General features: G+C 69.6%; 13 protein-coding genes. 8 read left to right on the forward strand and 5 right to left on the reverse strand.

Annotated features, from left to right (window positions below; all coding sequences use genetic code 11):
- Positions 1-27: 27 nt before the first annotated feature.
- Positions 28-1,866, forward strand: coding sequence for a serine/threonine-protein kinase (locus H4281_RS31310; RefSeq protein WP_312872215.1), 1,839 nt, complete (start codon positions 28-30; stop codon positions 1,864-1,866).
- 24 nt (positions 1,867-1,890) lie between these two features.
- On the opposite strand, the gene H4281_RS31315 is transcribed toward H4281_RS31310, so the two are convergent.
- Positions 1,891-2,478: a MerR family transcriptional regulator gene (locus H4281_RS31315; RefSeq protein ID WP_312872216.1), complete on the reverse strand. Its 588-nt coding sequence runs from the start codon at positions 2,476-2,478 to the stop codon at positions 1,891-1,893.
- Positions 2,479-2,627: 149 nt separating this feature from the next.
- Here H4281_RS31315 and H4281_RS31320 point away from each other — a divergent pair, with 149 nt between their 5' ends.
- The 3 genes from H4281_RS31320 to H4281_RS31330 are packed head-to-tail and all read left to right on the forward strand — an operon-like array spanning position 2,628 to position 4,815.
- Positions 2,628-3,608 carry a hypothetical protein gene (locus H4281_RS31320; protein ID WP_182894494.1) on the forward strand — a complete coding sequence of 327 codons (981 nt, stop codon included), beginning with the start codon at positions 2,628-2,630 and terminating at the stop codon, positions 3,606-3,608.
- A complete protein-coding gene (locus H4281_RS31325) occupies positions 3,605-4,033 on the forward strand; it encodes an ABA4-like family protein (protein WP_182894495.1) in 429 nt (142 codons plus the stop codon). Before H4281_RS31320 ends, H4281_RS31325 begins: the two co-directional genes overlap by 4 nt.
- Entirely contained in the window at positions 4,030-4,815 is a 786-nt protein-coding gene (locus H4281_RS31330; protein ID WP_182894496.1) for a purine-nucleoside phosphorylase, read from the forward strand. Before H4281_RS31325 ends, H4281_RS31330 begins: the two co-directional genes overlap by 4 nt.
- Positions 4,816-4,863: 48 nt before the next feature.
- Here the strand turns inward: H4281_RS31330 and H4281_RS31335 are convergent, their stop codons facing one another.
- A complete protein-coding gene (locus tag H4281_RS31335; protein ID WP_182894497.1) occupies positions 4,864-6,015 on the reverse strand; it encodes a glycosyltransferase in 1,152 nt (383 codons plus the stop codon).
- A gap of 57 nt (positions 6,016-6,072) precedes the next feature.
- Here H4281_RS31335 and H4281_RS31340 point away from each other — a divergent pair, with 57 nt between their 5' ends.
- Positions 6,073-7,701, forward strand: coding sequence for a phospho-sugar mutase (locus tag H4281_RS31340; RefSeq protein WP_182894498.1), 1,629 nt, complete (start codon positions 6,073-6,075; stop codon positions 7,699-7,701).
- 10 nt (positions 7,702-7,711) lie between these two features.
- Positions 7,712-8,161, forward strand: coding sequence for a flavodoxin family protein (locus H4281_RS31345; protein ID WP_009072659.1), 450 nt, complete (start codon positions 7,712-7,714; stop codon positions 8,159-8,161).
- 448 nt (positions 8,162-8,609) lie between these two features.
- Here H4281_RS31345 and hisS read toward each other — a convergent pair whose 3' ends face one another.
- Positions 8,610-9,905, reverse strand: coding sequence for a histidine--tRNA ligase (hisS, locus tag H4281_RS31350; RefSeq protein ID WP_182894499.1), 1,296 nt, complete (start codon positions 9,903-9,905; stop codon positions 8,610-8,612).
- Positions 9,906-9,941: 36 nt separating this feature from the next.
- Positions 9,942-10,325 carry a hypothetical protein gene (locus H4281_RS31355; RefSeq protein WP_182894500.1) on the reverse strand — a complete coding sequence of 128 codons (384 nt, stop codon included), beginning with the start codon at positions 10,323-10,325 and terminating at the stop codon, positions 9,942-9,944.
- Positions 10,326-10,471: 146 nt separating this feature from the next.
- Between H4281_RS31355 and H4281_RS31360 the strand changes: the two genes are divergently transcribed.
- Together H4281_RS31360 and H4281_RS31365 are read left to right on the forward strand one after the other, a co-directional pair.
- Positions 10,472-10,912, forward strand: coding sequence for a hypothetical protein (locus H4281_RS31360; RefSeq protein ID WP_182894501.1), 441 nt, complete (start codon positions 10,472-10,474; stop codon positions 10,910-10,912).
- A gap of 40 nt (positions 10,913-10,952) precedes the next feature.
- On the forward strand, positions 10,953-11,306 hold the full coding sequence (locus H4281_RS31365; RefSeq protein WP_182894502.1) for a hypothetical protein: 354 nt from the start codon (positions 10,953-10,955) through the stop codon (positions 11,304-11,306).
- 168 nt (positions 11,307-11,474) lie between these two features.
- Here the strand turns inward: H4281_RS31365 and H4281_RS31370 are convergent, their stop codons facing one another.
- The gene (locus H4281_RS31370; protein ID WP_182894503.1) at positions 11,475-12,383 is read right to left on the reverse strand and encodes a LysR family transcriptional regulator; all 909 of its coding nucleotides are present in this window, start codon (positions 12,381-12,383) and stop codon (positions 11,475-11,477) included.
- Between the last annotated feature and the right edge of the window lie 13 nt (positions 12,384-12,396).

The raw sequence follows: 12,396 nt of genomic DNA on the forward strand, positions 1-12,396 counted from the left end.
GTCGGCGGCTTGGGCCACAATCATGGGGTGCCCTCGGAGAACAGCGACCTGGACCAGCCCGGCAACACCGACAGCACCGGCTCTGCGAAAGCCGAGCCGTCGACCGGCGGCGACCAGCAGCGGGTAGTCGCCGGGCGCTACCGGCTGCGGTCGGTTCTGGGGTCGGGGTCGATGGGCACGGTCTGGTCGGCCTACGACGAGTTCCTGCACCGCCCGGTCGCGGTCAAGGAAATGAAAGTGCCGCCGGGCATCCCGGCCGAACAAGCGGACGAACTGCGCGAGCGCACGCTCCGCGAGGCACGCGCGATCGCGGTCCTGTCGCATCCGAACGTCATCACGCTGCACGACGTCGCGCGCGAGGGCGACGCCCCGTTCGTCGTGATGGAGTTGCTGCCGTCGCGCAGCCTCGCGCACCTGCTTCGCGACCACGGTCCGCTGACGGTGGAACAGGCCGCCGCAGTCGGCATCGCGGTAGCCGCCGCCCTCGAAGCGGCCCACGAAGCAGGCATCACGCACCGCGACGTCAAACCGGGCAACGTGCTGGTCGCCAGCGACGGCCGGATCAAGCTCACCGACTTCGGCATCGCCCGCAACGTCTCCGAAGCCACCATGACCAGGACCGGCATCATGCTCGGTTCACCCGCCTACATCTCGCCGGAAGTCGCGTCCGGCGGCGCAGTCACCCCGAACGCCGACCTGTGGGGCCTCGGCGCGACGCTGTTCGCCGCCGTCGAAGGAGCGCCCCCGTACGACGCGGACGGCGACCCGCTGGAAACCGTGGGCAAGGTCGTGAACGGCAAGGTCCCGCGCCCGAAGCCGGGCCCGCTTGCCGACGTCATCGCCGCGCTGATGAAGAAGGAGCCGGAGAAGCGGATCTCCCTGCGCGAGGTGCGCCACCGGCTGTACCCGAAGCAAACCAAGGCCACCGTGGACCTGTTCGGCCCCGAACTGTTCCGCACGCCGGACGGCAAGAAAACCGCCGCCCACCTGGACGCCACCGACACCCAGGTCATCAAGACGGTCGCCCCGAAGCCGGAGACCCCCGAGCAGCCCGCCGCGCTGGCAGCGGATCCAGGCCCTCTCCCGTTCATGCGCTCGGGAAACACCGGCTCCGCCCCCGCCTTCACTCCCGCACCCCCGCTGCCAGCTCCCCCGCCGCTGCCCGCCCCGCTACCGCCGCCACCCCCACGCCGCAGCGGCAAGGCCACGGCAATGCTGGCGGTCGCCTCAATGGTCCTGTTCGCCCTGGCCTGCGGCGGCGGTTTCGCACTGGCCCGCGTGGTGAGCGGGCAGAACCTGCTGCCGCCGCAAAGCCCGGAGACCGGAACGCTGGCCACCCTGGGCACGGTCGCGGGCTCCTCGCAGCCGCTGAAGCTGATCCCTCAGCACGCCAACGCAAGCGCAACAGCAAACGTCTCCCGCGACAGCGAATACACCCTCTCAGTCCCCGAGGGATGGCAACGCTTCATCGCGTCCCGAAAGTCGGTATTCGGCACCTCAACGGTGGTCCAGTACATCTCCCCGGACGGCCGCCAATCCCTGCGCCTGGAACGAATCCCGAACTTCTACGAAAAATATTCCCTCGGCGACGCGATGACCGCACTGCGCTCCTCGGGCTCGCAGGATTCTTTCAACTTCACCCGGGAACCCACGAAAACGCCCAACGGCACCGAAGTCATGTTCCGCGCGGTAGAACGAGCGCAAAGCAACTCCGCCGCGATCACCCGAGCAACCTTCGCGCTGATCAAGCAATCCGACAACACCCTGTGGCTGCTGTCCTTGACCGTCCCCGCGGAACAAGAAGACACAGCCTCCGCCACCTTCGACCAAATCGCCCCAACCCTGTCTTTCCCGGCAGCTTCGTAATCGCCGCCAGGCGACGAGCCGAATTCACCCCTCCGAGTACCGCCGCGCGGTCTCAGCCGCCTGAGCCAACCTCCGCAACCCCTCAAACAACCGATCCCCCAAAACGGTCCCCACCACCGCCGCCTCAACAATCCGATCCATCGACCCAATAGCGTCAATGGTATCCAAATCAGCCACCGCGATCCGATCGGCGACCTCCGCATACCGCCCGATCTGATCCAGCAATGCCTGATGCCCCAGCGACCGAATAGTGCACACAGTCCCCACCAGAAATTCCACCGCCGGATTGTCCGGCCCGAACTTCCACCCGTGCGCCCGAGCGATCGGCCCCAGCAATCCCATGGCCCATTCCCGGTCGGCATCCGAAACATCCACCGCGGACCGGGTCAGCGCCCCCTGCATCACCCCGAGCACGTTGTAAGCGGCCCGATCCGAATCGACCGCCGCCACCACCTCCCGCACGGTCGCCACGGACAGCCCGCCGACCTCGACCAGCGCCCGGATCAGCTTCAGCCGCCGCACGTGCTCCTCGCCGTAGCGCGCCTGGTTGGGACTGGTCCGTTCCCCGGCCGGGAGCAGCCCCTCCCGCAGGTAGTACTTGATCGTCGCCACCGGGATCCCGGACTCGGCGCTCAGCTCTGCCATCCGCACCCGCTCGACCCTAACTTCCGGACTTCCGGGAAAAACCCTGAGGACATCTCAGGATGGATAGTTTAACTTCCCATAGTGGAGAGCATCACTATCCATACTGGGAGGACCTCATGACCACCACCGTCGACCCGCCCGCGGCGACGTTGCCCACCGCCCGGATGCGCACCTGGCACCGTCCGTCGCTGTGGTTCGCCGCGGCGATGGGCGTCGCGACCGTGCTGACCGTCGCGGCGATGCTGATCGACCACCGGACCCTGCTCGGCTCGCCGGTGTGGGCGAAACCGTTCAAGTTCGCCGTGTCCGGCGGGCTCTACTACTTCACCTGGAGCTGGCTCGTCTCGCTGCTGAACGGACGGTTGCGCAAGGTCGCGAACGTCGCCTCGACCGTCTCCGTCGTGCTGTTCGCCGCCGAGTACGTGGCGATGGCCTTCCAAGCGGCCCGCGCCCGGCCGAGCCACTTCGCGAACACGTCCCCGTTCGACTCCGCGCTGTTCCAGGCCATGGGGGTCATGGTCGCGGGGCTCTGGCTCGCCATGCTCGTGGTCACCGTGCTGCTCATGTTCACCCGGATCGAAGACCGCGCGGTGCACTGGGCGGTGCGCACCAGCGCGGTCCTCGCGCTGATCGGTGCCGGCCTCGGCGCGACCATGACCCAGCCGACCCCGATCGAACGGGCCGAGATCAAAGCCACTGGGCATTCCGACCTCATCGGCGCGCACAGCGTCGGCGTCGCGGACGGCGGCCCCGGTCTTCCGCTGCTCGGCTGGAGCACCACCGGCGGCGACCTGCGCATCGCGCACTTCATCGGCCTCCACGCACTGCAAGCGTTGCCGCTCTTGGCGTTCGGGCTCGCCGTGCTCGCGACACGGCTGCCCCGGCTGCGCGAGAGCGCGGTGCGCGTGCGGCTGGTGTGGACGGGTTCGGCCGGCTACGCGGGGCTCGTCGGCCTGATCCTGTGGCAGGCCGAACGCGGCGAACCCCTCATCCACCCGAGCGGCACGACGCTGGCCGCCGCCGGGCTGCTCGTCGGCGTCATCGCGGCGGCTGCCGCGGCGTCGGTCCTGGTGCCGGCCCGGAAGACGGTCCGGTGAGCGACCCGACCGTCTTCGCCTGGACGTTCCCCGTCGCGGTTCCGTTCTGGGCGCTGATGATCTTCCTGCCCGGCTGGCGCGGCACCCGCCGGGTCCTGGCCTCGCCGTGGGTGCCGCTGCTGCCGCTGGTCTGGTACTTCGTGCTGGCGATCCCGCACTTCGGGGAACTGTGGCACGCGATGCAGCGGCCGGATCTCGGTGTCCTGCAAGGGTTCCTGAGCACGTCGTACGGGGCCGCGCTGGTCTGGGCGCATCTCATCGCGTTCGACCTGTTCATCGCGCGCTGGATGTTCTTCGAGGCGCGCACGCACCGGATCCCGTGGTGGGTGCTCAGCCCGCTGCTCCTGCTGACGATCTTCCTGTCGCCGTTCGGCCTGGTCGCGTTCCTCGTGGCCCGCAGCGCCCGGATACGCTCGGCGGCATGAGCAACCTGGAGGAGGCGGCCGCGGCCGTCATCGCCGAGCGCACCGGCGTCGAGAAGCACGACATCGCCGTGGTGCTGGGTTCGGGCTGGCGTCCGGCCGCGGACGTGATCGGAACCGCCGACGCGGAGATCCCGTTCGGCGAACTGCCGGGCTTCACCCCGCCCGGAGCGGTCGGCCACGGCGGCACGGTGCGGTCATTGCGGGTCGGCGAGAAGCGCGCGCTGGTCCTGCTCGGCCGTACGCATTTCTACGAGGGCAAGGGCATCGAGCCGGTCGTGCAGAACGTGCGCACGGCCGCGGCGGCGGGCGCGCGGACGGTGCTGCTCACCAACGCGGCCGGCGGGCTGCGCGCGGGCATGAACGTCGGGCAGCCGGTGCTGATCTCCGACCACCTCAACCTGACCGCGCGCTCCCCGATCGTCGGCGCGAACTTCGTCGACCTGACCGATCTCTACGCCAAGCGGCTGCGCGATCTGGCGCGGGAGATCGACGGTTCGCTCGAGGAGGGCGTGTACGCGGGCCTGCCCGGGCCGCACTTCGAGACGCCCGCCGAGATCCGGATGCTGCGCACCATGGGTGCCGATCTGGTCGGCATGTCGACCGTGCTGGAGGCGATCGCCGCTCGCGCGGCCGGGCTCGAGGTGTTCGGGCTGTCGCTGGTCACGAACCTGGCCGCGGGCATGACCGGCGAGCCGCTCAACCACGAGGAAGTCCTCGAGGCCGGACGGCAGTCGGCGACGCGGATGGGTTCGCTGCTGAAGGAACTCGTCACCCGCGCATGACCCTCGTGGGTGCTGGCACCGGTTGGAACCGGTGCCAGCACTCACGACTCAGACATACTGCGGCAGCTGCGCCGCCACCTCCTCCGGCGAAGGCATCCCCGCGACCTCTGCCGCTAGCCCGCGCACGGCGTCCGCCACCGAGCTGTCCGCCAGCAACCGTCCGGCCGTCTCGCGGACCGCGTCCGTCGTCAGTTCATCGCCGACCAGTTTCGCTCCCACACCGGCTTCGACCACCGCGTCCGCGTTGGTGAACTGGTCCGCGCCCTGCGGCAGCAGCAGCTGCGGCACCCCCGCGGCAAACGCGCCCAGCGTGGTCCCGCTGCCGCCGTGATGCGCCACCAGATCGACGTGCGGCAGCAGTGCCGACTGCGGCACCCATGCCTCCAGACGCACATTCGACGGCACCTCGCCGAGCGCCGCGACGTCAACTGCCGGACCCGTAGCCACCAGCACGTCCACGTCGAGCGAAGCCAGTCCCTGCAACGCCGAGGTCAGCAGATGCGCCTGGCTGGCTGGGGTGGTGCCGAGCGTCAGGTACACCAGCGGGCGGCCGCGGTCACGGCCTTCGATGCCGGACGGCAGATCTCCCGGTTCGCTCCAGCCGACCGGTCGCAGCGGCACACGCCGGGCCCCGGCGACGAACTCCGGCGCCTGCACCGACGGCGGGCAGATGTCCACGAAGGGGTGCCCCCAGAAGAGCCTGCTGCTGCCGGTGAGTCCGGCTTCGGCGGCGAAGGCGTCGATCTGACCGCTGATGTGGTCCATCGGACCGCCGGAGGACACCCGGCCGAAACCGTGCCCGACCGCGGCGATACCGGCCTGATTCGCGGCGAACGCACCGCCTGGATTGCCCATTTCGTACACGACCAGGTCCGGTTTCCGTTCGGCGAGCACCGGAGCGAGGTCGGTCATGAACCGGGTGGGCATCAGCTTGCCGAAGGCCTTGCCGATTGCCTCGTTCAGTTCGGCTTCCGGGATCTCCTTGCGGCTGCGGGCGTCTCCGGCGAAGAGATTGGCGAACGCCTCCTGCATCGTCAACCCGGCAGCGACGGGTTCGAGACCGGCCTTCTCCAGGGTCGGGTGGAATTCGGACGAGGTCGCGTAAACCACGTCGTGGCCCGCGTCGCGCGCCGCGACGGCGAGCGGCAGCAACGGATAAAGGTGCCCGTAAGAGGCGAGGGAAGTGAATAGAATGCGCACTAGCCCAGGGTATCGGCGAAGACCACCTGGTTTCCGGATCCGCGTAAGCTGGCCCGGGTGTCCGACAGCCTCGATTCCCGCCTCCGCGATTCCGTCTACCGCTGGATCACCGACGACCCGGATCCGGCCTCGCGCGAAGAGCTGACCGCCGCCCTCGCCCGCGCGATGGGCAAGGAGCCCGGCGCGATCGAGGAGATCGCCGACCGGATGGCCGGGCCGCTGGAGTTCGGGACCGCGGGTCTGCGCGGACCGGTGCGCGCGGGCCCGAACGGGATGAACGTCGCGGTCGTCACGCGGACCACCGCGGGGGTCGCGGCCTGGCTCGCCGCGCAGGGGCACGCGGGCGGCGCGGTCGTGGTCGGCCGCGACGCGCGGCACGGTTCGGAAGCGTTCGCCACCGCCGCCGCCGAAGTGCTGAGCGCCGCCGGGTTCGCGGTGAAGGTGCTGCCGCAGCCGTTGCCGACGCCGTTGCTGGCGTTCTCGGTGCTGCACTACGGCGCGGTCGCCGGAATCCAGATCACCGCGTCGCACAACCCGCCCGCGGACAACGGATACAAGCTTTACGACGCCACCGGCGGGCAGATCGTGCCGCCCTCCGACGGCGAAATCGAGCGCGCGATCCAGTCCGCCCCGGCCACCCGGAGCATTCCGCGCGCGCCCGGCGCGGAGGTCGTCGACCCGCGCGAGGCGTACCTTTCCGCGGTCGGCGCGCTGCCGCGGGGCACGACGCGCGAGCTGCGGATCGCCGCGACGGCGCTGCACGGCGTCGGCGCGGAGACCTTGCGGGCCGCGCTGTCCCGAGCCGGATTCGCTGACGTGCACCTGGTTTCCGCCCAGTCCGAACCGGACGCGGACTTCCCCACCGTCTCGTTCCCGAACCCCGAGGAACCCGGCGCGACCGACCTCCTGCTGGCGCTGGCGTCCGAAGTGGACGCTGATCTCGCGGTGGCGCTCGACCCGGACGCCGACCGGTGCGCGCTCGGCGTCCGCGGCCCCGAAGGCTGGCGGATGCTGCGCGGCGACGAGACCGGCGTCCTGCTCGGGTCGCACCTTCTGTCCACAACGGACAATCCAGACCCGTTGGTGGCCACCACGATCGTGTCCTCGTCGCTGCTCGGCGAAATCGCGAAGGAAAAGGGCGCGCGCTACGCGGAAACGCTCACCGGGTTCAAGTGGCTGGTCCGCGCGGGCGAGGGCTTGGTGTTCGCGTACGAGGAAGCGCTCGGCCTGTGCGTGAACCCGAGCTTTGTTCGCGACAAGGACGGCATCGCCGCCGCGGTCGCGGGCGCGGACCTGGCCGCCACGCTCAAGGCCGAGGGCCGCACGCTGCTGGACGTCCTCGACGACATCGCGACCCGGCACGGCGTGCACCTCACCGATCAAGTGTCGTTGCGGGTCACCGATCTTTCCGTGCGCGGACGCCTCATGGCCGCGTTGCGCTCGAACCCGCCCGCCACGCTCGGCGGGGTGCCGGTGACGCTCGAAGACCTCCTGCCGGACGCCGACGTGCTCCGGCTGAGCGGCGACGGCGTGCGTGTCGTAGTGCGGCCGTCCGGCACGGAACCGAAACTGAAGGCGTACCTGCAAGTGGTGGCTCCGGTGACCGACGGACTCGCCGACGCGCGGCGCAGCGCGACGGAAGTGCTCGACGCGGTCCGGGAGGAGATCACCGCGCTGCTGCGCTGACGGGAGAACCATGCCAACGTTGCTGATCGTGCACCACACGCCGTCGCCGTCGATGCAGGCGATGTTCGAGGCCGCGCTCGCCGGCGCGAAGCATCCGGACATCGAAGGCGTCGACGTCGTCCGCCGTCCCGCGCTCGGCGCGACGGTGGCCGACGTGCTCGCCGCGGACGGCTACCTCCTCGGCACGCCGGCGAACCTCGGCAGCATGAGCGGCGCGTTGAAGCATTTCTTCGACACCGTGTACTACCCGTGCCTGGACGCGACGAAGGGCCGTCCGTTCGGGGCGTACGTGCACGGCAACAACGACACGTCCGGGACCGTGCGGCAACTCGACGCGATCACGACCGGGCTCGGCTGGACCCGGGTGGCCGAGCCCGTGCTCGTGACGGGCGAACCGGATAAAGCCGCGCTGGAAGCGGTGACCGAACTCGGCGGAACCCTTGCCGCGACGCTCATGTGAGCGGCGTGCAGTCCGGCGAGCGGACCGGAAAGCCTTACCCGGGAAAGTAAAGAGGCCTGTCACCGGAAGCCCTGGGGGTCGACCTCCGGCAACAGGCCAGGTCAAGGGTTCGCAACGAAGGCGATCAACCTCGACTACGCAAGGGTACTACAAAGAACCGATCATGACGACCCTGCAATGGCAACCAAGCGTGCTCGATTCAACTCCGAGGGCGCCGACCAGGCCCGCGAAGCCGGGGAAACATGGATCCGGCACCGGTCCGTGTCCCAGTCAGCGGACCACCGGCACCCCGACCGGCCCAACGGTTATGTCCATTGTGGAGGGTCGAGGACGGCAGCTGATTCATCGGCAGCCGACTGCGGTGAGTGACGAAAACGCACCGGATCCGCCACTCGGCGGATAAAGAAGGCGGGCGCCAGTCCGGAGACCGGCACCCGCCCCGGGAAAATCAGGCAGGCGAGACCATCGCGCGCACCGCGGCCGGGACATCGGCCACCGCGACCTGCTGCTGTTCGCGCGTGGCCAGGCTCCGGACCGTCACCCGGCCCGCCGCCCAGTCCTCCTCGCCCACGATGACGACCGCGACCGCGCCCGCCTTGTCCGCGCGAGTGAGCTCCTTGCCCAGTTTGCGCAGTTCCAGCGGGGTCGAGGTGCGCAGGCCCGCCTTGCGCAGCACCGTCGCGACATCGCGAGCCGGGTCCGCCAGCTCCTCGGTGACCGGGATGACCGCGACGTCGACCTCGCTGCGCGGCTGCGGCGTGAGACCGTGCGTGTCGAGGAAGTCCATCAACGTCACGTCGCCCATGCCGAACCCGATGCCGGAGATCTGCTCCTTGGTGAACATCGAGGCGAGGTTGCTGTACCGGCCGCCGCCGAACAGCGCCCGGCGGTTCTGCGGCGAAGTGTCGAAGACCTCGAACACGGTCGACGTGTAGTACGCCAGCCCGCGCACGATCAGCGGCTCGTACCGGACCAGGCTCGCCGCACTGCTGGAGAGCACCTTGACCAGGTTCGACTCGGCCTTGACCTCCGCGGGCAGCTCGTCGAGCAGCGCCGGACCGGCGCCGAGGGTCTCGGCGAGCTTCTCGTACTGCTTGTCCGACAACCCGATCTCGGCGGCGCTGGCCGCGTGCTCCTCGGCCGAGGTCTTCTCCCACCGGTCGACGAGCGCGAACACCTGCGGCAGGTGGTCCGGCGAGATCCCGACGACGTCGGTCAGCGCCGACGACAGCAGGTTCCGGTCGTTGACCCGCACCGCGAACATGTCCGGCGTCGCGCCGACCGCGCCCATCAGGTCGTGGATGAGCTCGAACATCTCGATCTCGCAGTTCGCGCTTTCCGAACCGAAGATGTCGGCGTTGATCTGCCAGTGCTCGCGCACGCGGCCGCGCTGCGGGCGCTCGTAGCGGTGGCAGTTCGGGTGGCTGTACCAGCGCACCGGGAACGACAGCGATTTCGCGTGGCCGGCGATCATCCGGGCCACCGACGGCGTCATCTCCGGGCGCAGCGCGAGCCGTTCGCCGCCGCGCGTGGTGAGCGTGTACAGCTGCTGGTCGGCGATCTCCTGGCCGGACTTCCGCTCGTAGACCTCCGCCTGCTCCAGGATCGGGCCGTCGTAGCGGAGGTAGCCGTAGCGCTCCAGCACGTCGTAGAGATGGCCGAACACCTGCGTGCGGACGGACATTTCGGCGGGGAGGAAGTCTCGGGTCCCCTTGACAGGCGCAGTTGACAGGTATTCAGGCACGTCATCCAGCTTAACGACCCGGCGCCAGCGATTTCGTCAGGGGAACGCGACGCCGTAAGCGGTAAGCAGCATGGCCGCGCCGAGCAGCACCGCGCCGCCGGTCGTGACGCTCATGCCGACGCGGGTGCGCAGCATCGCGACGAAGAACCCGCCGGACTGCGCGAGCACGCCGAACAGCAGCAGGAAGCAGACGATCCAGCGCGCGGGGTCGCCGAGCCCGCCGTGCTCGACCAGCTGCAATGCGGCGAGCGTGAGGACGAGCAGCACGCCGGCGTGTGCGTGCCCGGCGCGGAAGAACCCGCGCTGCTTCTCGGTGAGGTCGCCGCGGCGCAGGACGCCGCTCAGCGCGTAGCCGCCGTACATGACGGTGGGCAGCGATACGAGCGCGATGACGGTGAACAACTGGACTGGGCCGTGCATGGTCGCCTCCTTGGGGTGCGGAAGCGACCATAACACTGTTTTAAAACAGTGTCACGAAACTGTCGGGTCCCTCTTGTCGGTGCTGTCACCCGACAGTCGAGGGAATCGAGCGGCGGAGCGGACGACGGTGGACTGCGCTGAAGTCCATGACTACGACCTCGATGCGGCGCCGCGCCCGATGGGCCGGTCTCGCTTTGTCCCTCGCCCTCGCCGGCCTTTGCTCGACCGCCCTGCCCGCCCAGGCCGCGATTCCGGCGGCGCACCAGCCGGCCAAGAAGAAGCCGGTGCACATCAAGGCCGGACCGGTCAAGGCCAAAGTGCACAAGGGCGAGCAAATCCGGATCCACGGACATTTCGCGACCGGCCCGGCGGGCCGCGGCGACGACGACGGGATCCTGTACCTCCAGGAACAAACCCAGGCCGGGGTCTGGGTGAACCTCGCCTCCGCCTCGTGCTCGCCGGACAACGACTTCGACCTCGGCATCCGGCTGAACGTGTCCGGGAGCGTGACGCTGCGGGTCTTCCACCCCGAATCCACCCTGTTCACCGCCGCCGTCTCCGCCGTGTTCACGGTCGTCGTGTTCTAGGAACCGATCCAGTAGGTGTCCGCGGCGGAGAACGGGCATCATGTCGGGCGTGAGCCAGCCCGGGGATGCCGCTTCGCCGCAGTTGGCTTATGCCGACCAGCTCCGCCAGCAATCGGCGACCTGCCGGTTGCTGGCGGAGAAGCAGCGCGAGAACACCGTCGTCTTCGAGGGGTTCGCCGAGCGGGGTCTGCCGGGTTCCGCCGAGATGGCGATCCGCTCCGAACGCTCGGCTCGGTTTCTGGTGCAACTCGCCTCGGTGATCGCGGAGCAGGCGATCGCGCACGACGAACTGATGGCCGCCGGCGGGCCGGAGAATTCGCGCGCGTACGTCGAGTACGAGGCGACGACGCGGCGGCTGCGGGCGTTGTTGCCGACGGACAGTCTCACCGACTGAGCCGGCTGCTGCCCCCTCTCCCGCTTCGGTCCGTGAGCGAGGGGCAGCGAGCGCAGTGCGTGAAGCCGCCCCGGCTCGAGCGGCGCGATTCGGCCAGTGCGAAAGCCCCGATGCGGCATTGTGGCGCTTCGGGCGAGCCACGCAGCCCGGCACCGGGACACCATGCGGTCACGGACGCGGAGCCTGCGCGTGAGTCAGCGCGCTCACGATGTCCTCCGCCAGCAAAAGGCTCGCCAGCCCGTGGCCGTGTTTTTCCCGGCGCACCAACGAAACCACGTTGTTGCTGAACGCATCCCGCACTGGCCGGAAGACGAGCCGTCCGTCCCGGATCTCCTCGGCGATGTCGAATTCGCTGAGGAACGCGATCGCGTCGCCGGAGGCCGCGAGCCGTTTCATCGTCTCGATCGAGTTCGTGTGGAAAGCCGGTTCGATGTCGAGACCGGCTTTGGCGAAAGCTTCCGCGACGATGCCGTGGATGACCATCGACCGGTCGGCGAAGATCAGCGGATAGGGCGGGCACTGCGCGAGCGGGATCGGGTCTGCGCCGGCGAGCGGATGGTGGGGCGCGACGACCACGCCGAGCCGCGTGTTCATCTGCCAGCAGACCTCGAGGTGCGCGGACGGCGGGACGTTGAAGCCGAGCCCGAGGTCGGCTTCGCTGGCCTCGACGGCGCGGAGGATGTCCTGCGTCGTCATCGTGCGGATCGAAATCCGGACTCGCGGGTGCCTGGTCCGGAACGCCGCCGCGGCGGTGGCGACGACGCTGCTGGCCAGGCCGGTCATCGTCGCGATCACGACCTCGCCGCTGCCGAGCGCGTGCAGGTCGCGGATGTCCGCGACGGTCTCGCGGTACTGCTGCAGGGTGCGCCGGACGTGCGCGAGAAGCGCCTCCCCGGCCGGCGTCGGACGCATCCCGCGCGGCAGGCGGTCGAACAGCGGCTGACCGAGTTCCGCTTCCAGGAGCAGGATCTGCCGGTTGATCGCCGACGGCGCGACGTGCAGCTTCGCCCCGGCCGCGCGGATGGAGCCGAGGCGCGCCACTTCGTCGATGTACTGCAGCAACCGGGAGTGGAGCACGGGCGGACCTCCT

Origin of the sequence: Amycolatopsis dendrobii (genome assembly GCF_014145675.1) — a bacterium.
GTDB classification, from domain to species: Bacteria; Actinomycetota; Actinomycetes; order Mycobacteriales; family Pseudonocardiaceae; genus Amycolatopsis; species Amycolatopsis dendrobii.